Annotated in this window: 24 protein-coding genes and 1 pseudogene; 16 read left to right on the top strand and 9 right to left on the bottom strand. The window is 59.6% G+C overall.

Annotation, left to right across the window (positions count from 1 at the left end):
- The first annotated feature begins 41 nt into the window (after positions 1-41).
- Both ACSQ87_RS28080 and mmsB read left to right on the top strand, forming a co-directional pair.
- Positions 42-1,568: a CoA-acylating methylmalonate-semialdehyde dehydrogenase gene (locus ACSQ87_RS28080; RefSeq protein ID WP_046045739.1), complete on the top strand. Its 1,527-nt coding sequence runs from the start codon at positions 42-44 to the stop codon at positions 1,566-1,568.
- A gap of 10 nt (positions 1,569-1,578) precedes the next feature.
- On the top strand, positions 1,579-2,466 hold the full coding sequence (gene mmsB, locus ACSQ87_RS28075; RefSeq protein WP_046055589.1) for a 3-hydroxyisobutyrate dehydrogenase: 888 nt from the start codon (positions 1,579-1,581) through the stop codon (positions 2,464-2,466).
- A gap of 243 nt (positions 2,467-2,709) precedes the next feature.
- Here mmsB and ACSQ87_RS28070 read toward each other — a convergent pair whose 3' ends face one another.
- From ACSQ87_RS28070 to ACSQ87_RS28055, 4 genes are all read right to left on the bottom strand, one after another.
- Complete coding sequence (locus ACSQ87_RS28070) at positions 2,710-3,054, bottom strand: cupin domain-containing protein (RefSeq protein WP_007946320.1); 345 nt, start codon at positions 3,052-3,054, stop codon at positions 2,710-2,712.
- A gap of 109 nt (positions 3,055-3,163) precedes the next feature.
- Positions 3,164-3,535 (bottom strand): MerR family transcriptional regulator, encoded by a 372-nt coding sequence (locus tag ACSQ87_RS28065; RefSeq protein WP_150658680.1) that lies wholly within the window; start codon positions 3,533-3,535, stop codon positions 3,164-3,166.
- A 46-nt stretch (positions 3,536-3,581) separates the two neighbouring features.
- Positions 3,582-4,157, bottom strand: a complete 576-nt coding sequence (locus ACSQ87_RS28060; RefSeq protein ID WP_223433122.1) for an NAD(P)H-dependent oxidoreductase — start codon at positions 4,155-4,157, stop codon at positions 3,582-3,584.
- Between the two features lie 45 nt (positions 4,158-4,202).
- Positions 4,203-5,087: a LysR substrate-binding domain-containing protein gene (locus ACSQ87_RS28055; RefSeq protein WP_436274830.1), complete on the bottom strand. Its 885-nt coding sequence runs from the start codon at positions 5,085-5,087 to the stop codon at positions 4,203-4,205.
- A gap of 94 nt (positions 5,088-5,181) precedes the next feature.
- Between ACSQ87_RS28055 and ACSQ87_RS28050 the strand changes: the two genes are divergently transcribed.
- The gene (locus tag ACSQ87_RS28050; protein ID WP_436274829.1) at positions 5,182-5,946 is read left to right on the top strand and encodes a sulfite exporter TauE/SafE family protein; all 765 of its coding nucleotides are present in this window, start codon (positions 5,182-5,184) and stop codon (positions 5,944-5,946) included.
- Here ACSQ87_RS28050 and ACSQ87_RS28045 read toward each other — a convergent pair.
- Positions 5,936-6,250, bottom strand: coding sequence for a putative quinol monooxygenase (locus ACSQ87_RS28045; protein WP_223433125.1), 315 nt, complete (start codon positions 6,248-6,250; stop codon positions 5,936-5,938). The genes ACSQ87_RS28050 and ACSQ87_RS28045 overlap by 11 nt on opposite strands.
- 160 nt (positions 6,251-6,410) lie before the next feature.
- Here ACSQ87_RS28045 and ACSQ87_RS28040 point away from each other — a divergent pair, with 160 nt between their 5' ends.
- From ACSQ87_RS28040 to ACSQ87_RS27995, 10 genes are all read left to right on the top strand, one after another.
- Positions 6,411-7,001, top strand: coding sequence for an NAD(P)H-dependent oxidoreductase (locus ACSQ87_RS28040; RefSeq protein WP_223433126.1), 591 nt, complete (start codon positions 6,411-6,413; stop codon positions 6,999-7,001).
- Positions 7,002-7,058: 57 nt separating this feature from the next.
- Positions 7,059-7,970 (top strand): LysR substrate-binding domain-containing protein, encoded by a 912-nt coding sequence (locus tag ACSQ87_RS28035; protein WP_223433127.1) that lies wholly within the window; start codon positions 7,059-7,061, stop codon positions 7,968-7,970.
- A gap of 103 nt (positions 7,971-8,073) precedes the next feature.
- Complete coding sequence (locus ACSQ87_RS28030) at positions 8,074-8,967, top strand: NAD-dependent epimerase/dehydratase family protein (RefSeq protein ID WP_436274828.1); 894 nt, start codon at positions 8,074-8,076, stop codon at positions 8,965-8,967.
- 207 nt (positions 8,968-9,174) lie between these two features.
- Positions 9,175-10,620: a SulP family inorganic anion transporter gene (locus ACSQ87_RS28025; protein ID WP_436274827.1), complete on the top strand. Its 1,446-nt coding sequence runs from the start codon at positions 9,175-9,177 to the stop codon at positions 10,618-10,620.
- Positions 10,621-10,834: 214 nt separating this feature from the next.
- Positions 10,835-12,184 (top strand): GntP family permease, encoded by a 1,350-nt coding sequence (locus ACSQ87_RS28020; protein WP_008149082.1) that lies wholly within the window; start codon positions 10,835-10,837, stop codon positions 12,182-12,184.
- Between the two features lie 15 nt (positions 12,185-12,199).
- The gene (locus ACSQ87_RS28015) at positions 12,200-13,060 is read left to right on the top strand and encodes a MurR/RpiR family transcriptional regulator (protein WP_282480080.1); all 861 of its coding nucleotides are present in this window, start codon (positions 12,200-12,202) and stop codon (positions 13,058-13,060) included.
- Between the two features lies 1 nt (position 13,061).
- Positions 13,062-14,519: an N-acyl-D-amino-acid deacylase family protein gene (locus ACSQ87_RS28010; protein WP_436274826.1), complete on the top strand. Its 1,458-nt coding sequence runs from the start codon at positions 13,062-13,064 to the stop codon at positions 14,517-14,519.
- A gap of 120 nt (positions 14,520-14,639) precedes the next feature.
- Positions 14,640-15,008 (top strand): glyoxalase superfamily protein, encoded by a 369-nt coding sequence (locus ACSQ87_RS28005; protein ID WP_150658690.1) that lies wholly within the window; start codon positions 14,640-14,642, stop codon positions 15,006-15,008.
- Positions 15,009-15,090: 82 nt separating this feature from the next.
- Positions 15,091-15,336, top strand: a complete 246-nt coding sequence (locus tag ACSQ87_RS28000) for a FitA-like ribbon-helix-helix domain-containing protein (protein ID WP_223433132.1) — start codon at positions 15,091-15,093, stop codon at positions 15,334-15,336.
- Complete coding sequence (locus ACSQ87_RS27995; protein ID WP_223433133.1) at positions 15,333-15,752, top strand: type II toxin-antitoxin system VapC family toxin; 420 nt, start codon at positions 15,333-15,335, stop codon at positions 15,750-15,752. The genes ACSQ87_RS28000 and ACSQ87_RS27995 overlap by 4 nt, the downstream gene beginning before the upstream one ends.
- 49 nt (positions 15,753-15,801) lie before the next feature.
- On the opposite strand, the gene ACSQ87_RS27990 is transcribed toward ACSQ87_RS27995, so the two are convergent.
- Entirely contained in the window at positions 15,802-16,506 is a 705-nt protein-coding gene (locus ACSQ87_RS27990; RefSeq protein ID WP_415760824.1) for a methyl-accepting chemotaxis protein, read from the bottom strand.
- Between the two features lie 201 nt (positions 16,507-16,707).
- A pseudogene (locus ACSQ87_RS27985) lies at positions 16,708-17,586 on the bottom strand (methyl-accepting chemotaxis protein); the annotation flags it as partial.
- Between the two features lie 396 nt (positions 17,587-17,982).
- Here ACSQ87_RS27985 and ACSQ87_RS27980 point away from each other — a divergent pair.
- Positions 17,983-18,654, top strand: a complete 672-nt coding sequence (locus tag ACSQ87_RS27980; RefSeq protein WP_223433134.1) for a histidine phosphatase family protein — start codon at positions 17,983-17,985, stop codon at positions 18,652-18,654.
- Between the two features lie 26 nt (positions 18,655-18,680).
- Entirely contained in the window at positions 18,681-19,538 is an 858-nt protein-coding gene (locus ACSQ87_RS27975; RefSeq protein ID WP_150658695.1) for a phosphatase PAP2 family protein, read from the top strand.
- A 40-nt stretch (positions 19,539-19,578) separates the two neighbouring features.
- On the opposite strand, the gene rimJ is transcribed toward ACSQ87_RS27975, so the two are convergent.
- On the bottom strand, positions 19,579-20,166 hold the full coding sequence (gene rimJ, locus ACSQ87_RS27970; protein ID WP_436274825.1) for a ribosomal protein S5-alanine N-acetyltransferase: 588 nt from the start codon (positions 20,164-20,166) through the stop codon (positions 19,579-19,581).
- Between the two features lie 211 nt (positions 20,167-20,377).
- Entirely contained in the window at positions 20,378-21,784 is a 1,407-nt protein-coding gene (locus ACSQ87_RS27965; protein ID WP_436274824.1) for a DUF2252 domain-containing protein, read from the bottom strand.
- Positions 21,785-22,286: 502 nt separating this feature from the next.
- Between ACSQ87_RS27965 and ACSQ87_RS27960 the strand changes: the two genes are divergently transcribed.
- Complete coding sequence (locus ACSQ87_RS27960; RefSeq protein ID WP_436275124.1) at positions 22,287-23,804, top strand: diguanylate cyclase; 1,518 nt, start codon at positions 22,287-22,289, stop codon at positions 23,802-23,804.
- Positions 23,805-23,806 lie beyond the last annotated feature (2 nt).

Genomic DNA, 23,806 nt, shown 5'->3' with positions numbered 1-23,806 from the left:
AGATAGCTCTCTAAATAAGAACAACGTCCCGGAGACCCAACATGAACGCATCGCTCACGCCAAACGAAACCACTGTCCAAACGGTAAAGCTGTTGATCGACGGCGAGTGGGTCGAGTCCCAGACCACCGAATGGCACGACATCGTCAACCCGGCGACCCAGCAAGTGCTGGCGAAAGTGCCGTTCGCGACGGCGCAGGAAGTCGACGCCGCGATCAGCGCCGCCCATCGCGCCTTCCAGACCTGGAAGCTGACGCCGATCGGCGCGCGGATGCGCATCATGCTCAAGCTCCAGGCGTTGATTCGCGAACACTCCAAGCGCATCGCCGTGGTGCTCAGCAACGAACAAGGCAAAACCATCGCCGACGCTGAAGGCGATATCTTCCGCGGCCTGGAAGTCGTCGAACACGCCTGCTCCATCGGCAGCCTGCAAATGGGCGAGTTCGCCGAGAACGTTGCTGGCGGCGTCGATACCTACACCCTGCGTCAGCCAATCGGCGTTTGCGCCGGCATCACCCCGTTCAACTTCCCGGCGATGATTCCGCTGTGGATGTTCCCGATGGCCATCGCCTGCGGCAACACCTTCGTACTCAAGCCGTCCGAACAGGACCCGATGTCGACCATGCTGCTGGTGGAACTGGCGATCGAGGCCGGTGTTCCGGCCGGCGTGCTCAACGTCGTTCATGGCGGTAAAGACGTGGTGGATGCGCTCTGCACCCACAAGGACATCAAGGCTGTTTCCTTCGTCGGTTCGACCGCCGTCGGCACTCACGTCTACGACCTGGCCGGCAAACACGGCAAGCGCGTGCAATCGATGATGGGCGCGAAGAACCACGCCGTTGTGCTGGCGGATGCTAACCGCGAACAAGCGCTCAATGCGCTGGTCGGTGCCGGTTTCGGTGCGGCCGGGCAACGCTGCATGGCCACATCCGTCGTGGTGCTGGTGGGCGCGGCCAAGCAATGGCTGCCTGACCTGAAGGCGCTGGCGCAGAAACTCAAAGTGAATGCCGGCAGTGAGCCGGGCACTGATGTTGGTCCAGTGATTTCCAAAAAGGCCAAGGCGCGGATTCTGGATTTGATCGAGAGCGGCATCAAGGAAGGCGCCAAGCTGGAACTGGACGGTCGCGATATCACCGTTCCAGGCTTCGAGAAGGGCAACTTTGTCGGCCCGACCCTGTTCTCCGGCGTAACCCCCGAGATGCAGATCTACACCCAGGAAATCTTCGGTCCGGTGCTGGTGGTGCTGGAAGTCGATACCCTCGATGAGGCCATCGCACTGGTCAACGCCAACCCGTTCGGCAACGGCACTGGCCTGTTCACCCAAAGCGGTGCGGCGGCACGTAAATTCCAGACTGAAATCGACGTCGGCCAGGTCGGCATCAACATCCCGATTCCGGTGCCGGTTCCGTTCTTCAGCTTCACCGGTTCGCGCGGGTCCAAACTCGGCGACCTCGGTCCATATGGCAAGCAAGTGGTGCAGTTCTACACTCAGACCAAGACTGTCACCAGTCGCTGGTTCGATGACAACAGCGTCAACGACGGTGTGAACACCACCATTAACTTGCGTTAAGGAGCCGGACATGAAAATCGCTTTTATCGGTCTCGGCAACATGGGCGCGCCGATGGCGCGCAACCTGATCAAGGCTGGCCATGCTCTGCAGCTGGTCGACCTGAACAAAACCGTTCTGGCAGAGCTGGAACAACTGGGCGGCAGCATCAGCGCTTCGGCGCGTGAAGCGGCTCAAGGCGCCGAGCTGGTGATCACCATGCTGCCCGCCGCTGTGCATGTGCGTAGCGTGTGGCTGGGTGAAGACGGCGTGCTGGCAGGTATCGCCAAGGGCGTGCCGGCAGTCGATTGCAGCACCATCGATCCGCAGACGGCGCGTGATGTTGCCGCGGCGGCGGCCAAGCAAGGCGTGGCCATGGCGGATGCGCCTGTGTCGGGCGGTACTGGCGGTGCGGCAGCCGGGACCCTGACGTTCATGGTCGGCGCTACCCCTGAGCTGTTCGCCACCCTGCAACCAGTGCTGGCGCAGATGGGCCGCAACATCGTCCATTGCGGCGAAGTCGGCACCGGGCAAATCGCCAAGATCTGCAACAACCTACTGCTGGCGATCTCCATGGTTGGTGTCAGCGAAGCCATGGCGCTGGGTGATGCGCTCGGCATCGACACGACGGTGTTGGCGGGAATCATCAACAGTTCCACCGGTCGTTGCTGGAGTTCAGAAATGTACAACCCGTGGCCGGGCATCGTCGAAACGGCGCCGGCCTCGCGCGGTTATACCGGCGGTTTCGGTGCCGAACTGATGCTCAAGGATCTGGGGCTGGCCACGGAAGCGGCACGTCAGGCGCACCAACCGGTGGTGCTCGGCGCGGTGGCCCAGCAGTTGTATCAGGCGATGAGCCAGCGTGGGGAAGGTGGCAAGGACTTCTCGGCGATCATCAACAGCTATCGAAAACCCCAATAGATTCACTCGGGATCTGTGGCGAGGGAGCTTGTCGGAACGCCGCACCGTCCCGCTGGTTCGCGAAGCGGACCCAAACCGGCGAGTGCGGTGCTTCAGAATGAACGCATTTACTGATTTACGACGGCTTCGCCGCCGAGCGGGAGCAAGCTCCCTCGCCACAAAAGCCCTTAGCCTCAGGTGAGGCATGATTCATACGAACATTTACCGGGAAATCACGTCGGGTGATCTCCCGGTTTTTTTGCATCAGGCAAACACGAAATACTTGCGCACGGTCTCAACCACTTCCCACGTGCCTTTCATGCCCGGCTCAATGACGAAAATATCACCGGCGCGCAGATGGATCGGCTCCTTTCCTTCTGGGGTTATGATGCAGTACCCCTCGCGGAAATCGCAGTATTCCCACTTCACGTACTCCACATACCACTTGCCCGGCGTGCAGATCCAGGTGCCCATGATCTTGCTGCCGTCTTCGCTGGTGTAGGCGTTGAGGTTGACGGTGTGCGGGTCGCCTTCGAGTTTTTCCCATTTGCAGGCGTCGAGCACCGGCAGTGGGTGGGTATCGCGAAGAACGGTAATAGGTGCGGTCATGTGGACTCCGAGGCAGTGGACTAGAGAACTGAAGTCGCACCCTATAGCGCCCGTCCACCGGTCAGTTGTCTGTGCTCGACATTGAGCTGTCCAGAAACGCGCATAACCCTCAAAGACTGTTCAGCGGGCAATCGAACCGGCTCTGTTCGAGGCTGGCTTCGAACTCGACCAATTGCGAATGCTGCTGCGACAGCGCAGCGATCCGTTCGCTGATTTCCTGCTTCTTGGCGGCGATGACCTGATGGGCCAGTTCCCACGGCATTTGCGGCCCTTGATGTCCGGCGAAGATCGACTGCAATTCCTTGAGCCTGAAACCCAGCTGCTGCGCGCACTTGATGAAGATCAGCAGGTCAACGCTTTGCTGGTCGTAGACGCGGTATTTTCCTAGCCGCTGAGCGGCAGGCAGCAGGCCGATCGACTCGTAATGGCGGATGCTCTTGATCGTGGTTCCGGAGCGTTGCGCGGCTTGGCCGATGTACATGGAAAGTCCCTTTTCGCCGTGGTAGCCCGGTGCATTATCGGCAGACTCAGCGGCTGGCGATAGCCTGGGCCTGCAGCAACCAGGTTTCACGCTGGTCAGCGCTGGAACCGAGAATCGGGCCGAACGTGAGCGTGCGTTGTGGCTCGATGCCGCAGAACGCGAGCGTGGTTTTGCGTACCTGATGCAGTCCAGGCATGCGATAGATCCAGCGGTAATACCAGGGTGGCGTGTCCATGGTCACCAGCAAATGGGCGCTGCGACCGTGCAGGAGTTTCTCGGGAAAGGCTTTGCCTTCGCGGTATTTGAAAGCGAAACCTGGCAGGAACACCCGATCGAAAAAGCCCTTGAGCAACGCCGGAATTCCGCCCCACCAGATCGGATACACCAGCGTCAGGTGCTCGGCCCACACAATGTCCGCCTGGGCGCGGCGCAAGTCGGCTTCCAGTGGTTGGACCTGTTGATAACCTTCGCGCAGCACCGGGTCAAAGTCCATTGCGCCCAGAAACAACTGGCGCACCTCATGCCCGGCACGCGCCGCCGACTGTGCGTAACGTTCGGCGAGTGCGCCGCAGAAACTGTTGCTCGCCGGATGACCCAGAATCACCAGAATTCGCTTGCCCATCGTCTCTGTCCTTGAAGATGAAAACTCAAGGGTAAAGTCTGCCCCTCAGGGGAGAGTCAAGGCATGCAGCAAGGCCTTCGCATAACCGGGCAACGCCTCAAAGTCCCGCGCACAGAGCAGGAGTTTGCGTGTTGCCCAAGGTTCTTGCAGGGCGAGACGCTTGAAGAATTGTTCACCACGCCAGCGCTCAACCGCCGCGAGGGGCACGATCGCCAGCCCGGCCCCCCGGGCGACCATGCGCATCACACCTTCGAAACCGTCGGCGCGGATGCGGATTTGCAGGCGTGACCCGGTGTGCAGCGCCTGTTCTTCCAGGTACACCGCCAACGCGCTGTTGGCGTTCAGACCGACATAGTCGTGGTGCAAAGTGTCGCTGAAACTCACGACACCTGCGTGTGCCAAGGGATGATCGCGGGGCATGATCAGCACCAGCGGATCGTCGCGAAACGGGCGGGTCTGCAGGTCGTCAGTGTCGACGGCGTCAGAGACGATGCCCAAGTCTGCCGCACCTTGGCGCAAGGCGTGGGTAATGCGCGCACTGGGAAGTTCTTGCAGATCGATGTCGAGGTTGGGGTGGTCACGAAGAAAGTCTGCAAGCAACTCAGGCAGGTACTCGGTGATAGCTGTGGTATTGCACAACAGTCGCACCTGACCTTTGACTCCCTTGGCGTATTCGGCCAGATCCTGCTGCATGCGTTCAGCCTGTTGCAGCAGGACGCGGGCGTGTTGCGCCAGGGCTTTGCCCGCAGGTGTGGGCGTAACGCCGCGACGACCGCGCTCCAGAAACACGATCCCCAACGAAGCCTCCATGGCGCGGATGCGCGCACTCGCCGCCGCCAGGGACAGATGACTGCGAGTGGCGCCGGCGGTGATGTTGCCGCTGTCGAGGATGTTCAGGTAGAGGCGCAGGTCGGTCAGGTCGAAGTGCATGTTGTGTCCCGAAGATCGAGCCTCTATCAAAACAAGAGGCTGCCTCAGTATATGGCAGATTTTCAAGCCGCCAATCCGGGCTCACGATAGCGCCATGAATACTCTCGCTGCGTTTTATCAAAACCTCGGTCTGGCCCTTTCATTGATGGTTATCGCGACCTTTCTGCTGGCCGGCATGATCAAGGGTGTGATCGGCCTCGGACTGCCGACCATCGCGATGGGTTTGCTCGGTCTGGCTATGGCGCCGACGCAGGCTGCCGCGCTGCTGATCATCCCTGCGACGCTCACCAACGTCTGGCAACTGGCATTTGGCGGGCATCTGCGGGGGTTGATCAAACGGTTGTGGCCGATGCTGCTGGCGATCTTCATCGGCACCGGGGCCGGCACGTTGTGGATCGGCATGGCCGGTGGTCATTGGGTCGTGCGGGGATTGGGCGCTACGCTGTTGCTCTATGCGTTGAGCGGATTGTTTCTGCCGACCTTGCGTGTTGGCCGTCACACCGAGCGCTGGCTCGGTCCACTTTGTGGCCTGTTGACGGGCGTCATCACCTCGGCCACCGGCGTCTTCGTGATTCCCGCCGTGCCTTATCTGCAAGCCTTGGGCTTGAGCAAGGATGAACTGGTGCAGGCGCTGGGTCTGTCGTTCACCGTCTCGACCCTGGCCTTGGCCGCTGGCCTGTTATGGCGCGACGCACTGGGCGGTGGCGAGTTAAGTGCGTCGTTGCTGGCGCTGATCCCGGCGGTGCTCGGCATGTTGCTGGGGCAATGGCTGCGCCAGCGGATCAGCGCCACGCTGTTCAAGCGTGTGTTCTTCATCGGCCTCGGCGTGCTCGGTGGCCACTTGCTGATCAGCGGGTAGCGGACGGCGGGCTGAGCATGTCGATGGCGCGGATATCGAAATCCCGTTCCAGGTACTCATCGCGCTGCTCGAGGAACTGCTTCATGTGTGGCAGGTTCGAGTGCACGTCCAGGTGGGCCTGGGACTGCCAGATCTCGTAGAAGATAAACAGCGTCGAGTCCTGTTTGTCGCGCAGCATGTGGTACTCGATGCAACCCGGCTCGGCGCGGCTCGCTTGCACATAAGCGCTGAAAAACGCTTCGAAGGCGTCGGATTTTTCCGGGCGGGTCTTGGCGTGCAGGATGAAGCCTTGCATTTCACTCATCAGAAATCTTCTCAAGTTCAGAATCGGCGCAAGTTTATGGCAATAATCGCGTGTCGATTCGTGCGTATTGGTCAAATGAATTTTGTGAATTCAGCGCTTATTCCGCGCGAGGCAGATCGCTACGCTGCCGCCATCGAATTCCAACCTTCCGAGACTTCCCATGAAAAAAGTCCTGTTGCTCAATGGCGGCAAAAAATTTGCCCACTCCGATGGCCGCTACAACGCCACCCTGCATGAAGCTGCGCTGAGCGTGCTGGATCGCGGCGGTGTGGACGTGAAAGCCACCTTCATCGACGAGGGTTACGACGTCGCCGAAGAAGTTGCCAAATTCCTCTGGGCCGACGTGATCATTTATCAGATGCCCGGCTGGTGGATGGGCGCGCCCTGGACCGTCAAGAAGTACATCGACGAAGTCTTCACCGAAGGCCATGGCAGCCTGTACGCCAGTGACGGCCGCACGCGCTCCGACGCGTCGCAAAAGTACGGCAGCGGTGGTCTGTTGCAGGGCAAGCAATACATGTTGTCCCTGACCTGGAACGCGCCGCAGCAAGCCTTCGACGATCCGACCGACTTCTTCGAAGCCAAGGGCGTGGACGCGGTGTACTTCCCGTTCCACAAGGCCAACGAGTTCCTCGGCATGACCGGTTTGCCGACGTTCCTGGCCGTCGATGTGATGAAACGCCCGAATGTCGAAGCCGATGTGGCGCGCTATGAGCAGCATTTGACCGAGGTGTTCGGCCTGCCGGCGTAAGGTTCCTTTTGCCCCGCATCCAGCTACTATCAAGCCAGTTTTGAATGAGGGGCACCCGTGAAAGCCAGATCCGATGAGTTGCAGATTTTCGTCTGCGTGATTGAATGCGGATCGATTTCCGCTGCGGCCGAACAGGTCGGGCAAACGCCTTCAGCGGTCAGTCGTACGCTGTCGCGGCTGGAGGCGAAACTCGATACCACGCTGATCAACCGCACCACGCGGCGCATGGACCTGACCGAAGAGGGCAAGTACTTCTTCGAGCACGCCAAGCTGATTCTCGATCAGATGGACGAGCTCGAAGAACGCCTGACCTCACGTCAGCAAACCCCGTCCGGGCGTCTGCGGATCAATGCCGCATCGCCATTCATGCTGCACGCCATCGTGCCGTACATCGACGAATTCCGCCGCCTCTACCCGGACATCCAGCTGGAACTCAACAGCAACGACCTGATCATCGATTTGCTCGAACAAAGCACCGACATCGCCATCCGTATCGGTACGCTCGCCGACTCGACCTTGCACGCTCGATCTCTGGGTTGCAGTCCACTGCACATCGTCGCCAGCCCGGCCTATCTTGAAAAACACGGTGTACCGGCTGAAGTGGCGGATTTGTCCAGGCACACGCTGCTGGGCTTTACCCAGAACGAAGGCCTCAACCAATGGCCGCTGCGTTACGTTCACGGTGATCGCTGGCCGATTCAGGCGTCGATCAGCGCCTCCAGCGGCGAGACAATCAGGCACTTGGCGCTGGAAGGCCAAGGCATTGCCTGCCTGTCGCACTTCATGACGATTGATGACATCCGCGCCGGACGTTTGCAGGTGCTGCTGGCGGATTTCAACAGCGGTTATCGCCAGCCGATCAATGCCGTGTACTACCGCAACTCGCAACTCGCCCTGCGGATTCAATGCTTCCTGGACTTCATCCAGGGCAAATTGGCGGCTTACGCGAACGCGGATTTCAAGGGCTGATTCGTGATCCCTGCGCAAGAGTGAATTGGGCAACGCTGTCTGTTTCCACAGGCATCGGTCCTCGATACTGGATGCATCACTTATTAACGCAGGGAGTTTCTCCATGAACGTATTCGTCACCGGCGCAGCCGGTTTTATCGGCGGCTCCATCGCTACGGGTCTGGTCCGCGCCGGCCACAACGTCACCGGTCTGGTTCGCAGTACCGAACAAGCTAATGAATTGCGCGAACTGGGCATCGCCCCGGTAATTGGCACGCTTGACGACAGCGCACTACTGGCCGAACAAGCCCGCGCTGCCGACGCCGTGATCAACGCCGCCAGCAGCGACCATCGCAGCGCGGTAGAAGCGTTGCTCGATGCACTTCGCGGTTCCAACAAAGTGTTCCTGCACACCAGCGGCTCGAGCATCGTCGGCGATGCGTCGGGCGGTAAATCCAGCGACGTTATCTATTACGAAGATAACCTGCCGGCACCGACTGTCGATAAGGCTGCGCGCGTGGCCATCGACAGCCTGATCCTCGCCGCAGCAAAGGACGGGGTGAACTCGGCAGTGATCTGCAACACCCTGATCTACGGCCATAGCCTGGGCGTCAATCGCGACAGCGTGCAGTTGCCGCGTTTGCTGAAACAGGCGCGTAAAAATGGGGTGGTCCGGCATGTCGGTACCGGCCAGAACATCTGGTCCAACGTGCACATCGAAGACGTGGTTTCCCTGTACCTGCTGGCGCTGACCAACAACGTACCGGGCACCTTCTACTTCGTCGAAAGCGGTGAAGCGTCGTTCATCGACATGACCACTGCGATTGCCCAGACGCTGAATCTGGGTGAGCCGCAGGACTGGCCGCTGAAAGATGCAGAAGCCGAGTGGGGCTATGAAATGGCCAACTATGGCCTGGGCTCCAACAGCCGGGTTCGCGGAAAAAATGCGCGCGAATTGCTGGGCTGGGCGCCGAAGCGGACTTCGGTGATTGAATGGATTCGTGACGAGATGGTTTGAATTCGCTTTAAACCGAGTCGCTGCCTTCGCGAGCAAGCCCGCTCCCACAGTGGATCTTCGTCGTACACAAAATCTGTGTCGGGTGAAGATCCACTGTGGGAGCGGGCTTGCTCGCGAAGGCGTTTTCAGCAGCCCAACAACTGGCCGGACTGTCCTCAATTCCGTAACATCCGCTTCCTCTTTTCCCGCCTGTATTTTAGGTCAGCCATGAAACCCAAACGTCTGCGCGCCGATACCCTGGCCGGGCTCACCACGTCTTTCGCTCTTCTACCCGAATGCATCGCCTTCGCGCTGGTTGCGCACCTCAATCCATTGATGGGGCTTTACGGCGCGTTCATCATTTGCACCCTGACCGCGCTTTTCGGCGGCCGGCCGGGCATGGTGTCCGGCGCCGCGGGGTCGATGGCCGTGGTGATCGTTGCTTTGGTGGTGCAACACGGCGTGCAGTACTTGCTGGCCACCGTGCTGCTGGGTGGATTGATCATGCTGGCGTTCGGGTTGCTGAAGCTTGGCAAGCTGGTGCGCATGGTGCCGCACCCGGTGATGCTCGGCTTCGTCAACGGCCTGGCGATCATCATTGCCCTGGCGCAGCTGGAACACTTCAAGAGCGATGGCGTCTGGCTCAGCGGCACGCCGCTATACCTGATGGCGGGGCTGGTTGCCGTGACGATGGCCATCGTCTACCTGCTGCCGCGTCTGACGCGTGCCGTGCCGCCGGCGTTGGTGGCGATTCTGGGCGTTGGTTTGGCGGTTTATCTGCTCGGTTTGCCGACCCGCACCTTGGGCGACATGGCACACATTGCCGGCGGTTTGCCGACGTTTGCGCTGCCAGACATCCCCTGGACCCTGGAAACCCTGCGCATCATCGCCCCTTACGCGATATTGATGGCGTTGGTCGGCTTGCTGGAAACCCTGCTGACCCTGAACCTCACCGATGAAATCACTGAAAGCCGTGGCTTCCCGGATCGCGAATGCGTGGCGCTGGGCGCTGCCAACATGGTCTCTGGTGTATTCGGCGGGATGGGCGGCTGCGCCATGATCGGCCAGACCGTGATCAACCTCAGTTCCGGTGGTCGCGGTCGGCTGTCCGGTGTGGTGGCCGGGGTGATGATTTTGCTGTTCATCCTCTTCCTCTCGCCGCTGATCGAGCGCATCCCGCTGGCCGCATTGGTCGGGGTGATGTTCGTGGTGTCGCAGCAGACGTTTGCCTGGGCTTCGTTGCGGGTGGTGAACAAGGTGCCGCTGAACGACGTGTTGGTGATCATCGCGGTAACGGTCATTACGGTGTTCACCGATCTGGCCACCGCCGTGCTCTGCGGGATCATCATTGCGGCGCTCAACTTTGCCTGGCAACAGGCCCGCGAGCTTTATGCCGACAGTCACCTCGAAGCCGATGGCAGTAAGCTTTACCTTCTGCATGGCACGCTGTTCTTCGCCTCGACTGCGCCTTTTCTAAACCAATTCGATCCTGCCAATGACCCGTCCGTGGTGACGATCGACTGTCGCCACATGAGCTTCGTCGACTACTCGGCCATCGCCGCGCTCAAGACCTTACGCGAGCGCTACACCAAGGCCGGCAAGCACCTGCGGGTGCTGCACTTGTCCGAACGCTGCAAGAAACTGCTCAAACGCGCCCGCGTGAACCACGACTGAGACTGACAACTGATCGTTCCCACGCGTGGGAACGATCAGCGTGGGGCGATGAAAGTTCCACTATCCAACTTTCATATCCGTCGACCGCCCATACCTCTGCGCGACAACCCTTATCCCTCCACGAAAATTACTTTCACCTCGTTTGAAAATAACACCTCGAAATGTTTTATGAGTTTCACAACCCATTCGACGTGACCCTTTCGAGGAGTACCGCATGACACCGTCCTTCGGCTATTGGCTGCTGGTTTACGCCGCCATCGCCATCATCGCGCTGATCGTTCTGATTGCCCGTTACCGGCTCAATCCGTTCATTGTCATCACCCTTGTGTCCATAGGCCTGGCGCTGTTGGCCGGGATGCCACCATCGGGCGTGGTGGGGGCGTACGAGGCGGGTGTCGGCAAGACGCTGGGCCATATCGCGCTGGTGGTCGCACTGGGCACGATGCTCGGCAAAATGATGGCCGAGTCCGGCGGTGCCGAGCAGATGGCGCGAACATTGATCGACCGCTTCGGTGAGAAAAATGCCCACTGGGCGATGGTTTGCATCGCTTTTCTTGTCGGACTGCCACTGTTCTTCGAGGTCGGTTTTGTACTGCTGGTGCCGATCGCTTTCACCGTGGCGCGGCGCGTGGGCGTTTCGATTCTAATGGTCGGTTTGCCGATGGTCGCCGGACTTTCGGTGGTCCACGCCCTGGTGCCGCCGCATCCGGCGGCGATGCTGGCGGTGCAGGCTTATCAGGCCTCGGTGGGGCAGACCTTGCTCTACGCGATCCTGATCGGGATCCCGACTGCGATCATCGCCGGCCCCCTCTACGCCAAGTTCATCGTGCCGCGCATTCAACTGCCGGAAGATAACCCGCTGGAGCGTCAGTTCCTCGAGCGTGAACCGCGTGACAGCCTGCCGGGTTTCGGCATCACCATGGCGACCATTCTGTTGCCAGTGGTGCTGATGCTGGTCGGTGGCTGGGCCAATCTGATTTCCACTCCGGGCAGCGGTTTCAACCAGTTCCTGTTGTTCATCGGCAATTCGGTAATCGCCTTGCTGCTGGCGACCTTGCTGAGCTTCTGGACGCTTGGCCTGGCCCAAGGCTTCAACCGTGAATCGATCCTCAAATTCACCAACGAATGCCTGGCACCGACCGCCAGCATCACTTTGCTGGTGGGCGCGGGCGGTGGCTTGAACCGGATTCTGGTGGACGCTGGCGTCACCGACCAGATCGTCAGTCTGGCCCAAGTATTCCACCTGTCGCCGCTGTTGATGGGTTGGCTGTTCGCCGCGCTGATGCGCATCGCCACCGGTTCTGCCACCGTGGCCATGACCACCGCGTCGGGCATCGTCGCGCCGGTGGCCATTGGTCTGGGTTATCCCCATCCAGAGCTGTTGGTGCTGGCGACGGGCGCGGGGTCGGTTATCTTTTCCCACGTCAATGACGGCGGTTTCTGGTTGATCAAGGAATACTTCAACATGACCGTCGCCCAGACCTTCAAGACCTGGACGGTGCTCGAGACCATTATCTCGGTCGTCGCCTTCGGTCTGACCGTGGGTCTTTCTTATCTGCTTTAGCCGGAGCCACCTGCCATGGACATCCTCTACCAGATCCGCGCCCGTCAGGATTCCTTCAGCGCGGGCGAAGGACGCATCGCTCGGCTGATGCTCGACGACGTAGGATTTGCCTCCGCCGCCAGCCTCGATGAACTGGCGCTGAGAGCGGAAGTCAGCACCGCCACGCTCTCGCGTTTTGCTCGCACCGTCGGCTGCCGCGACTTACGCGATCTGCGCCTGCAACTGGCCCAGGCCAGCGGCGTCGGCAGCCGTTTTCTCGACCCGGCGGGCACGCCCGAGCAGTCGGCGTTTTACGGGCAGATCGTTGGCGATATCGAATCGACCTTGCGCCAGCATTTGTCGGCGTTCGACGAATCACGTTTCGCCGATGCGGTGAAACTGCTGGGCAAGGCGCGGATGATTCACGCCTTCGGCATGGGCGGTTGCTCGACCTTGTGCAGTGATGAACTACAGGTGCGGCTGGTGCGATTCGGTTACCCGATTGCGGTGTGCCACGACCCGGTGATGATGCGCGTTACCGCCGCCAGCCTCGATGCGGAACGCGTCGTCATTGCCTGTTCGCTGACCGGCATCACCCCCGAACTGCTCGAGGCCGTCGAGTTGGCGCGCAGCTACGGCGCACGAATTCTCGCCATCACCCGGGCCGACTCGCCGCTGGCGCAATTGGCTGATGTGCTGCTGCCGCTGCAAGGCGTCGAGACCTCGTTCATCTACAAACCCACGGCGGCGCGCTACGGCATGTTGCTGGCCATCGACGTGCTTGCCACCGAGCTGGCGCTGGCCAATCCTGAAGACAATCAAGAGCGTCTGCGGCGGATCAAACTCGCCCTCGACGATTACCGCGGCGGCGACGATCACTTGCCGCTGGGAGACTGACATGATGTACGACACGCTGATCCGCAACGCCCTGATCATCGACGGCAGCAACGCCCCAGGTTATCCCGCCGACGTGGCGATTCTGAACGGCCGCATCGAGCGTATCGGCGACTTGCACGATGCCAGCGCCACCGAAGAAATCGACGCCGCCGGCCGCGTGTTGGCGCCAGGTTTCATCGACGTGCACACCCACGACGACACCGTGGTGATCCGCCAGCCGCAGATGCTGCCCAAACTCAGCCAGGGCGTGACCACGGTGATTGTCGGCAACTGCGGGATCAGCGCTTCGCCAGTGAGTTTGCGTGGCGATCCGCCCGACCCGATGAACCTGCTCGGCACCGCCGCCGCGTTTGTTTATCCGAGGTTCAGCGACTACCGTGCAGCCGTCGAAGCGGCGAACACTACGCTGAACGTGGCTGCACTGGTCGGCCATACGGCGCTGCGCAGCAATCACCTCGACGATCTGTTTCGCACTGCCACGCCGGACGAAATCAGCGCGATGCGCGAGCAACTGCGCGAGAGCCTTGAGGCCGGTGCGTTGGGCCTGTCCACGGGGCTTGCCTATGCCAACGCGTTCTCGGCTTCCACCGATGAAGTGATGCAACTGACAGAAGAGCTGACTGCCTTCGGCGCGGTTTACACCACGCATTTACGCAGCGAATTCGAGCCGGTGCTGGAGGCCATGGACGAAGCATTCCAGATCGGCCGTCATGCAAAATCCCCTGTGATCATTTCCCACCTCAAATGCGCCGGCGCCGGTAACTGGGGACGCAGTCCGCAACTGTTGGCGTCCCTCGAACACGCGGCGAAAACTCACCCGGTGGGCTGCGACTGTTATCCCTACGCGGCGAGTTCATCGACGCTGGACCTCAAGCAAGTCACCGACGCTCATCGCATCACCATTACCTGGTCCACGTCTCACCCTGAAGTGGGCGGCCGTGACCTGATGGACATCGCCGCCGAGTGGGGCGTGTCGCTACTTGATGCCGCCCGACGCCTGCAACCGGCCGGCGCGGTGTACTACGGAATGGACGAAGCCGATGTAAGAAGAATCCTCGCACATCCGCTGTCGATGGTCGGCTCTGACGGATTGCCGGAAGACCCGTTTCCGCATCCACGCTTGTGGGGCGCATTCCCACGCGTGCTCGGACATTTCAGTCGCGATGTAGGGCTGTTTCCGCTGCACACCGCCGTACACAAGATGACCGGATTGTCGGCGGCGCGATTTGGCTTGAAGGAACGTGGCGAAATCCGTGAAGGACATTGGGCGGATCTGGTGTTGTTCAATCCTGAAACGATTCGCGATGTGGCGGATTTCAATGACCCGCAACAGGCCGCGGAAGGGATTGATGGGGTGTGGGTCAACGGTGTCTTGAGTTACAGCGAAGGTCAGGCAAATGGAAGAAGGGAAGGGCGGTTTCTGGCACGGCAAGGGGACTTGCGTGACGGATTCCAGTGAACATTCCGAGTGCTGCGTCACAGTGATGGCACATTGAGACTAAAGAAAGCCATCGCCAAGCCGAAGCGCTGACATCTCGCCCGGCTACACTTTGGGCCTTATCAGTCTGGGAGCAACGCCATGAGCTTCGGCAAAACCACCCCGATCCTGCGGATTTTCGATGAAATCAAGGCCGTGGAGTTCTACGTCGACTTTCTGGGATTCAAGATCGACTGGCAGCATCGTTTCGAGCCCAACTTTCCGTTGTACCTGCAAGTCTCCCGTGGTGAGTGCGTGCTGCATCTGTCCGAACATCACGGCGACAGCACACCGGGATCGGCATTGCGGATTGAGACTGATGAACTCGAGGTATTCCAGCAGCAACTGTTGGCCAAGGAATATCCGTTCGCCCGTCCACAGATCCAGGCCATGCCGTGGGGCAGCCAGGACATGACCGTGACCGACCCGTTCGGGAATCGGTTGGTGTTTACCAATGCGATCTGTGTGTAAAGCCGTTCGGCAGCTCTGCGAGTTTCGATGGAGCAAGGTGTGTTAGCCTAAATCAATGATTTCATTGATTGCAGGAGGCATCATGGCCAGCATTACGATTCGAAACCTGGACGATCAGATTAAGGAGCAGCTGCGCATCGCAGCGGCCCACAATGGGCATTCGATGGAAGAAGAGGCTCGCCTGATACTCGGCAGAGCCCTGGCTACCATTGATCGCGCAGGAGGGCTTGGAAGCCGTATCCGCAACAGGTTCAGCGCCAGTGGTGGGGTTGAGCTCGATCTTCCTTCGCGTCACGAGAAAGCGACAGCGGTGGATTTCTCCGAATGATAGTGCTCGATACCAATGTTCTTTCAGAGTTCATGCGGGTCGAGCCTGACACTCAAGTACTTGCCTGGGTTGATGCGCAACCGGCGATGGAATTGGCAATTAGTGCTATCACCGTGGCAGAGATTCTCCATGGCATTGCCCGACTCCCGTTTGGTAAGCGCAAACAGAAACTTGAAGCTCATGCGATGGCGATGTTCGAAGAGGACTTTGCCGGAAGGATTTTGCCTTTTGATGCTCACGCCGCCGTGGAGTACGCGACGCTGGTTGCTGGCTGTGAAGCTAATGGTCGGACGGCGTCGATGGCCGATGCGCAGATTGCCGCAATCTGCCGAAGCCACGGAGCTCCTATTGCGACCCGTAATGTCCGGGATTTTGAGTTTCCAGGCGTAGAGGTGATCAATCCATGGCAGGCCTGAGCGCTTGATGATCGTTCCCACGCGGGAGCGTGGGAACGATCAGGTGTGATTACACCCGGAAGTGGCTGACCATCATCTGCAACTGATTGCCCAACCGCGCCAGTTCAACACTGGACGCAGCGGTTTCGTCGCTGGCGGCGGCGGTCTGTTCGGACACGTCGCGCACGTTGATGATGCTGCGGCTGATCTCTTCGGCCACGGCGCTTTGCTGCTCGGCAGCGGCGGCGATCTGCTGGTTCATCGACTGGATGTTGGACACCGTGCGGGTGATGTTTTCCAGTGACACGCCAGCCTTGCGAGTCAGCGCGACGCTGCTGTCGGTCAGGGCGCGGCTGTTGTTCATCACCGCCGACACTTGTTGAGTACCATTCTGCAGACCGGCCACCAGGCCTTCGATTTCTTCGGTGGACTTCTGAGTGCGCTGAGCCAGGCCACGGACTTCGTCGGCAACCACGGCAAAGCCTCGACCGGCTTCACCGGCTCGGGCGGCTTCGATAGCGGCGTTGAGCGCCAGCAGGTTGGTCTGTTCGGCCACGGCCTTGATGACGTCCATGACGCTGCCGATCTTGTCGCTTTCCTGTTGCAGCACGCTCATGGCTTCGGTGGAACGCGCCACTTCAGTGGCCAAGCGTTCGATCTGGGCGATGGCTTCGTTGACAACTTTGTCGCCTTCACGGGCTTCGCCGTCAGCAGCGGCCGCTGCCTGGGAGGCTTCTTCGGCGTTGCGCGCGACTTCCTGCACGGTGGCCGTCATCTCGTGCATGGCGGTGGCCACTTGATCGGTTTCGATCTTCTGGCTGTTCACGCCGGCGCTGGTTTGCTCGGTCACGGCGGACAGTTCTTCAGCAGCGCTGGCGATCTGGGTGACGCCGTCGCGGATGCCGCTGATCAAGTCGCGCAGGGTCACGCCCATGCGAGCGATGCCTTGTTGCAACACACCGAGTTCGTCGCGGCGAGTCACTTTGACGTCCAGGGACAGGTCGCCGCTGGCGATGCGCTCAACCACGGCCAAGGTGTCGCGCAGCGGGCCGGTAATCTGACGGGTGATGATCACGGCAGCAATGATGCCCACCAGCAACGCCAGCAAGGTGCTGATCAGCTGCAGCGTGCGAGCCTGGGCGCTTTCGATGTCACGGCGGTCGAGCTGGATCTGATACAGCTGATCACTCAGGGTCACGATGGCGGCGCCCTGGTCGGTCATTTCCTTGCGTGCCTGCACCGCATCGCTGTTCGCCGCTTTATAAGCCTGCAAGGCGCTGCGGTAGTTGGTCAGTGCGGTTTCCAGCTGACGCAGGGCGTCTTGCTGAGTGTCGGCGAAATGCACATTGAGGGGTTTCAGGCTGGCGATCGCCACGTCCAGTTGGCCGACGGCTTTTTGCTCGGTCTCGGCGTTGGTGGTCGCGGTGTAGCCGCGCACTTCGTAGCGGGCCAGCAAGAAGGCTTCCTTGGCCGCCGTGATGGCCTGGAATTGTTCGAAGCGCTGGTCGCTCAGAGGCATTTGCTGCACGCGGGTGTTGATGGCGTTGATCAGCGTGTTCGCGGTCTCGGCATTGGCGCCCATGGTGTCGCGCGCGCTGTTACCGGTGCGGTACGCGCTGCGCATTTTGTTCAGGGACGTCTTGTAGGCGTCGATGACGGCGCCTTGCTCTTTGAGCAGCTTGAGGTTTTCCGGGCTCTTGAATTTCACCAGCAGCGCTTGTTGCTGAGCGGAGAACGCCTCGAGCGTGGTCTGAACGTTCTGTGCGGCAGTTTCGTCGCCATTGGTCAGCATGTATTGCAGGCGAACCACTCGCAGCTTGGTCAGGCCGGCATTGAGCTGGGTGATGTCGCTCATCCAGTTGCTGCGGTCAATCAACCCGCCCAGGCTCGTCCAGCCGGTCAGGGCGAGGACGCAGGTCAGGGCCAGGACCAGGCCAAACCCCAAGCCCAGCTTCATGTTCACGCTGATATTGCCGAACCAGCTATTCATCAAAAGTCCTCCAGGAACGTTGTACTTCTAGATCGTCGGTTGGCTGGAAGATTGTTGTTTTTGGTAGCCAGCAAGGTGTGTAGCAGGACTGTATCGGCAGCAATTACGAGAGCTGAATGGTTTTTGCGGGACCGATGTGTAACAAGGCTTTTGTGCAGGTCTTAAGCTTTTTTTCACATGAGTTTCACCGGCTGCCGACGCCAGCCTCTTTACTCTCGCCGCATCGAATGACAGTGATGCGTGCCGGCGAGGCGGTTTGATGTGGAATTGAGACTGAGACTGTTCGGGATAAAACGCTCGATTGATCTGAGCCGTTTTGCCCGCTATCGCAATGCGGCTGTCGTGCTCACCTCGGCGCTGTTGGTGATTGCGCTGACGGTCTGGCTGTTGCATCCTGCCGCTGTACCGGACCTGGCCCACGGCAATGTGGTCGGCGCCCGGGCGTTGAAGGCCGATTGGGCCAAGGGCAACGTGATCGTGCTGGTGCGTCACGTTGAACGCTGCGATCATTCCAGCGCCCCCTGTCTGATCGGTAACGATGGCATTACCGAACGCTCTCGCAGCGTCGCGGTGGAGGTCGGTGCGCAGTTCGAACAACTGGGGCTGAACAAGGCCGACATCTACAACAGCCCCGTCCTCCGTACAGCGCAGACCGCTGGCTACATGTTCAACAAGGTCGGGGTCGGTGAAGAATGGTTGATCAATTGCAAGGGCACCATGCTGCGCGACGCTCTGGCGCACAAGGTGGCCGGGCGAAACCTGATTCTGGTGACCCACAGCGAATGCATGTCACAACTTGAGAAAGACCTCAAATTGCCGACCGCTACCCTCGGCTACGGCGCTTCTTTGTTTATCTCGGCCGAAATACCTCAGGCACCACGGATGCTCGGTGTCATCGAAGCCTCGGACTGGCACTCGGTGACCGCCGAATGACTTCACTTTCTGGATCAGGACACACGATGTTGACTTCTTCCCGCTACCGCTTTTACTGGGTGAACTTCGGCATTCCGCTGGCCTGTGCGGTCGTGGTTTTCCTGCTGTTCGACCTGACCAAAATCGACATCGCGTTCAATGATCTTTTTTATGACCCGGTCACGCAGACGTTTCCGCTGGATCATGTCCATCTGTTCGAAAAGATCACCCATAAATGGGCACGGATCATCCCGAACTGGACCGGAGAGTTAGCGATCGTCGGCGCCTTGCTGTCGTTTCTGTGGCCGCGTCTGAAGGCCGAGAAACATTCGAAAATCATCGCATTCCTGGAAAAAATCAAAGTCGCGCCGGTGCTTCGGTTCGCCAGCAAGCACCGCCGGGACTTCCTCTACGTGGTGTTCGCGTTCTCCATCAGCACCGGGGTGATCCACTACCTCAAAGGCCATACCAGCGTGTACTGCCCGGTCGAAACGACCCAGTACGCGGGGAAGATCGAGCACAAGGAGTGGTACCAGAATTTTGATCTGCTGAAAGTCGCTGGGCCCGGTCGCTGCTGGCCGGGCGGCCATGCCTCGGGCGGTTTCACCATGCTGGCGTTGTACTTCGTGGCGCGTCGTTACCGCTGGCGCTATTCCAAAGCGGTGATGTACGGCTCGCTGCTGCTCGGTTTCGTCTACGGTACGACGCGGGTTCTGCAAGGCTGGCACTACATGTCCCACACCTTCTGGGCCGGGATCTTCGTATGGCTGGCGTGTTTGCTGACAGCGTTGGCGTTCTATGGACGAGCGCGGCTGGAGCAACCGGTGCTCCAACAGGCTGCGCACCCCATCGGTGAGCCGCTCATTGATTTACAAAACAGTAAGCCTGACGGCCGCCCCGCATAACCTTCAGCCCTTTCAAGGGCGGGGCCAAGCAGGCGAAGTATTACGAGAGGCGTCGGGACCAGCGCTGCTCCGGTGCTTCAAAGCGATCATTGATCAACGCCGTCAACACATGATCCTGCCAGCGCCCGGCGATACTCAGGTAGGCCTTGGCGTAGCCTTCACGTTCAAATCCCAGGCGCTCCAGTAATCGCGCACTGCGTTCATTGCCAGGGATGTAATTGGCCATGATCCGGTGCAGTTTCTGCTCATCGAACATGTAGCCGATTCCCGCTTCCAGGGCTTCCTGCATCAAGCCCCGGCCCTGATGAGATTCGTCGATGTGGTAACCGAGATAGCAGGCCTGAAACGCCCCGCGAGTGATGCTGCTGAAGTTGCAGGCGCCGATCATCTGGCCGTTGTCCGGATCCAGCAGCGCGAAATGCACCGCCAGACCGGCCTGGAAAGCGCTGGCTTGCACCTCAAGGCGCGGGCGGATGCGTTCAGGGCTGTGATAATCGACGGGGCGAATCGGCGACCACCGGGCGAGATGCCTCAGGTTGCGCCGGTAGAAGTCGCTTTCCAGCGCCGCCTGTTCAGGGTCGAGCACCGCCAGCGTCAAGCGCTTGCAGGGTAGGGATAGCAGCGGCATAGGGCGCTCCGGTTCACGGGGATCGTCGCGCAAGCATTGCGTGGCCAGCGGGGAAACACAACAAGACAGCAGGCAAAAAAAAGCCCGCGGGAGGGCGGGCAAACCGTAGTTTCTTGAATGAGCGAGCGCAATGTACCCGTTGGTGGAAGGTCGTGGGGTGAAGAAAAATTCATGTCGATGAGTGCCCGCCGCTTCACACCCTGAGACACGCCTACGGCAAATGATCCGCCGCAAAGTCCGCTTCCGAGCGCGCCCGCAAACGGCCCTTGCGGCAGGCCTGCTGGAATTGTTCGAAGTCGCGCTCATTCTGCGCGGTGTAGCTTTGCGCATACTTGAACAGCGCGCCGGCCAGCGCATCGCTTTTGCCGATGTAGCCGCTGATGTGTGCGGCGTTCCCGGATGATTTGGCGTGGGCCCGGGCCAACGCGCGACCACAAATGCGTCCGTAGGCGGCGAAGGTGTCCGCGTCGAACGTCTCGAGTTCAGCCGAGACTTTCATGTCGCGCAACTGGCGCACATAGAAGTGTCGACCGCTGGGGCCGGTGGTCCAGCCGAGGAACAGGTCACTGGCCGATTGCATCAACCGTTGCCCATCGACCACGCGCTGACCGTTGTGCCTAACTCGCGATTTAGTCTTCACATAATCGGCAAGCACCGAACGACGCGCCTCCTTGAACTGCAGGAACAGCGGGAACTCCTGATCGTCAGTCAGCAGGGCCACCAGGCAACGAGTCCCGACGCTGCCCACACCGACCACTTTGAACGCCATGTCGTGGGCATGAAAACGCGACAACAGCTCACGACGGTCGGCTTGCAGCGTGCCGGGATAGTCGCGCATGAACGCGTCGTAAAGCGCACGCCAGTTCGACAGACGCAGCCAGTCGTCGTCGGCATCCAGCAGCGTGGTGTTTTCGTGTAAATGGAAAATTTCCGGCAGGTCATCGCGAATGATCAGTCGGCCATTTGCGTCACGTTCACTGATTTTCGGCAGCAGTTCAGCATGGGTACGCCGTTCGGCTTTTTCGATGGCACGTTCTACATGTTCCAGAGTCGCTTTGCTCGCCTGCTGCCGCAGATCGCGGTAACTGATGGACTCGTACCAGGTTTCCATGGCGCTTTGTTCGGCGCATTCGAGCATGGTCTGCTGGTAGGCGCCGACCACTTGGCGGCAGACCGTTTCTTCGACCGTGTCGCCATGACGCAGGTCGCGCGCTGCCACCACGAAACTGGCCACCAGCCGTTTCAAGTCCCATTCCCAAGGGCCGGGGTGGGCTTCGTCGAAATCGTTGACGCTGAACAGCAGATTGCGTTCCGGCGTTGCAAAACCACCGAAGTTCATCAGGTGACTGTCACCGCAGATGGGCGATACCAGACCCATGCTGGATGTTGCGGCCAAGTCGTGGGCTTGCAGCAGGGCGTTGCCGCGATAGAAGGTGAACGGCGAGACCAGCATGCGGCCGTAGCGCAACTCGACCAGTGACTTGATGCGGCCTTCACTGGACATTTTGATCAGCGGCAACGGGTCGCGATTTATTTTTCCCATGGCCGCCTGCGAACTGCGGGAGCAGTTCTTGCGAGCTTCCTTGCCTTGGTTCAAGCGGTCTTTGAGGGTGGTCATGTGGGTTCTTTTGGTGAGTGTTTTAGACGTGTGAGAGATGAGTGTAGAAGGGCCCTGCGTCTTCATCCGAAGTGTTTGGGCTTTGACCGTGGGGCGAAAAAAGGCGGCTGTTGAGTCAACAGAAAGTTACAGTTTATGAAACCTATTGTTGAGCTATCAGCCTCCGCGTTGTTTCTTATGTCCGTTCTAATCCCCAAAAAGGCACCTGCGATATTCTCGTCAGGTGCCTTTTTTGTTGAGGAGAGCAGTAATGCCTTCCGATGCTCGATTCGTTAAACCGGCCACTGCATACATGGCTGCTGGCCTGCCAGTCGCTAACTGCACTGAGCCTTCCAGAGTTCTGAGCGGCCTGAGAGCAGGTGGCCCAATACGCTACATTCTGTTGCTGCGCCCCTGCTGGACTACTTGTATCCTTATGCATGCACAGGACATGCGCCTGCTGTTATTGCCCCAGTTCAATAACAGCCAGAACGGGAAACCGGACTTTCCAAAAGGTACTGATGTGAAGCGTGATACCCACCTCGTTGTGCTCTTGCTGTTGATTATCGGCTGTTCCCTGGCATCACTGACCATTTGGAAGGTGATGGGTTCTCGAGATCGAGCGCTGGAGGAGGTAGATGTCCACGGGTTGAACCTTACCCAGGCGCTCGCGACCTATTCCGAAGGCATTGTCCGGCAAAGTTCGCTGCTCTTGCTCGGGCTCGTCGAGCGTCTGGAAACCGAGGGCAGTGGCCCCGTGCAGATCCAGCGGCTAAGTGCGCTGGTCAACCGACAGCGGCCCCTGATGCCCCAACTGAGTGGTATCACCATCTACGATAATCAGGGACGCTGGCTGATGTCCTCCAGCCGGCAGATTCCGGCCGCAGCCAGCGCTAGTGACCGTGCCTACTTTATTCATCATCGCGACGACCCTACCCCGGAGCCCTTCATCGGGCCGCCAATTCGTAGCCGGTCTAACCAGGAATGGGTGATCACCGTCAGCCGGCGTTTCAATGATGATCGGGGAGAGTTTGCCGGGGTGGTGGCGGTGACTCTGGGGATAGAAAACTTCCTGCGGCTGTTTGGAAAGCTCGACTTGGGGCAGGAGGGGGCCATTGGGTTGTCCCATACCGATGGTACATTGCTGGTGCGTTATCCCTTCCGCGAGCAGGACATGGGACGCAATTTTTTGAAGTCGCCGATCTATGCAAAATATCTTGTGGAACAATCGGTCGGCACCGCTTCGTTTACCTCCAGCCTAGATGGGATGGAGCGGCTTTACGCCTTCCGCAAGAGTGAAACGCTGCCGCTGATAACTACCGTCGCGCTTGGCAAACGCGAAGCGCTCGCTGCGTGGCGAATGGAAGCACTGCTGTCAGCAGTGGTGGTGACTGGTCTACTGGGACTCACCGGCCTCATTGGTTGGTTTTTGATCCTGGATATCCGCCGGCGGACTACGGTGGAGGTGGAACTGAGAGGCACTCAGCAGCAATTGCTCTCATCGAATCGGCAACTGGAGTTGTTGGCGATGAAGGACGCGCTGACCGGTTTGGCGAATCGACGCTGCTTCGATGAGGCCCTGACTATAGAGGCACGGCGAGCTCAACGAGATGGGACGTCGTTGGCATTGCTGATGATTGATATCGACTATTTCAAGTTGTTCAACGATTCCGTTGGGCATGTTGCCGGCGACGCTTGTCTGCAGACGGTTGGTAAAGTCCTGGATGAGTGCGTACGGCGGCCGTCGGATCTGGTAGCGCGTTATGGCGGAGAAGAGATGGGGATCATCATGCCCAATACCGACGGTGATGGTGCTGCGGTAGTGGCGCAACTTATACTCGACCGGTTGAAAGAAGAGAATATCCCCCACAAAACCAGCCCATTGAGACGAGTGAGTGTGAGTATCGGGATTGCCGCTGCTGCTGGTTCGGAATTGGATCAGTTGCAAGAGTTAGTCGAGGCGGCAGATCAGGCGCTGTATAACGCCAAGGCAGCTGGACGGAACCGTGCTGTGAAGCATGTGCTGCTACTGACTGCCTAAGT

The sequence above is a fragment of the Pseudomonas sp. LjRoot277 genome, assembly GCF_964253845.1.
Classification (GTDB): Bacteria; Pseudomonadota; Gammaproteobacteria; order Pseudomonadales; family Pseudomonadaceae; genus Aquipseudomonas.
Note: the sequence above shows the minus strand (reverse complement) of the source record. Positions and strands in the feature narration are given on the sequence as shown.

What these genes read in the sequence shown, in the direction of transcription:
- ACSQ87_RS28080 (WP_046045739.1), top strand. Translation starts at nt 42, where the DNA reads ATGAACGCATCGCTCACGCCAAACGAAACCACTGTCCAAACGGTAAAG.
- mmsB (WP_046055589.1), top strand. Translation starts at nt 1,579, where the DNA reads ATGAAAATCGCTTTTATCGGTCTCGGCAACATGGGCGCGCCGATGGCG.
- ACSQ87_RS28070 (WP_007946320.1), bottom strand. Translation starts at nt 3,054, where the DNA reads ATGACCGCACCTATTACCGTTCTTCGCGATACCCACCCACTGCCGGTG.
- ACSQ87_RS28065 (WP_150658680.1), bottom strand. Translation starts at nt 3,535, where the DNA reads ATGTACATCGGCCAAGCCGCGCAACGCTCCGGAACCACGATCAAGAGC.
- ACSQ87_RS28060 (WP_223433122.1), bottom strand. Translation starts at nt 4,157, where the DNA reads ATGGGCAAGCGAATTCTGGTGATTCTGGGTCATCCGGCGAGCAACAGT.
- ACSQ87_RS28055 (WP_436274830.1), bottom strand. Translation starts at nt 5,087, where the DNA reads ATGCACTTCGACCTGACCGACCTGCGCCTCTACCTGAACATCCTCGAC.
- ACSQ87_RS28050 (WP_436274829.1), top strand. Translation starts at nt 5,182, where the DNA reads ATGAATACTCTCGCTGCGTTTTATCAAAACCTCGGTCTGGCCCTTTCA.
- ACSQ87_RS28045 (WP_223433125.1), bottom strand. Translation starts at nt 6,250, where the DNA reads ATGAGTGAAATGCAAGGCTTCATCCTGCACGCCAAGACCCGCCCGGAA.
- ACSQ87_RS28040 (WP_223433126.1), top strand. Translation starts at nt 6,411, where the DNA reads ATGAAAAAAGTCCTGTTGCTCAATGGCGGCAAAAAATTTGCCCACTCC.
- ACSQ87_RS28030 (WP_436274828.1), top strand. Translation starts at nt 8,074, where the DNA reads ATGAACGTATTCGTCACCGGCGCAGCCGGTTTTATCGGCGGCTCCATC.
- ACSQ87_RS28025 (WP_436274827.1), top strand. Translation starts at nt 9,175, where the DNA reads ATGAAACCCAAACGTCTGCGCGCCGATACCCTGGCCGGGCTCACCACG.
- ACSQ87_RS28020 (WP_008149082.1), top strand. Translation starts at nt 10,835, where the DNA reads ATGACACCGTCCTTCGGCTATTGGCTGCTGGTTTACGCCGCCATCGCC.
- ACSQ87_RS28015 (WP_282480080.1), top strand. Translation starts at nt 12,200, where the DNA reads ATGGACATCCTCTACCAGATCCGCGCCCGTCAGGATTCCTTCAGCGCG.
- ACSQ87_RS28010 (WP_436274826.1), top strand. Translation starts at nt 13,062, where the DNA reads ATGATGTACGACACGCTGATCCGCAACGCCCTGATCATCGACGGCAGC.
- ACSQ87_RS28005 (WP_150658690.1), top strand. Translation starts at nt 14,640, where the DNA reads ATGAGCTTCGGCAAAACCACCCCGATCCTGCGGATTTTCGATGAAATC.
- ACSQ87_RS28000 (WP_223433132.1), top strand. Translation starts at nt 15,091, where the DNA reads ATGGCCAGCATTACGATTCGAAACCTGGACGATCAGATTAAGGAGCAG.
- ACSQ87_RS27995 (WP_223433133.1), top strand. Translation starts at nt 15,333, where the DNA reads ATGATAGTGCTCGATACCAATGTTCTTTCAGAGTTCATGCGGGTCGAG.
- ACSQ87_RS27990 (WP_415760824.1), bottom strand. Translation starts at nt 16,506, where the DNA reads ATGACGGCCACCGTGCAGGAAGTCGCGCGCAACGCCGAAGAAGCCTCC.
- ACSQ87_RS27975 (WP_150658695.1), top strand. Translation starts at nt 18,681, where the DNA reads ATGTTGACTTCTTCCCGCTACCGCTTTTACTGGGTGAACTTCGGCATT.
- rimJ (WP_436274825.1), bottom strand. Translation starts at nt 20,166, where the DNA reads ATGCCGCTGCTATCCCTACCCTGCAAGCGCTTGACGCTGGCGGTGCTC.
- ACSQ87_RS27965 (WP_436274824.1), bottom strand. Translation starts at nt 21,784, where the DNA reads ATGACCACCCTCAAAGACCGCTTGAACCAAGGCAAGGAAGCTCGCAAG.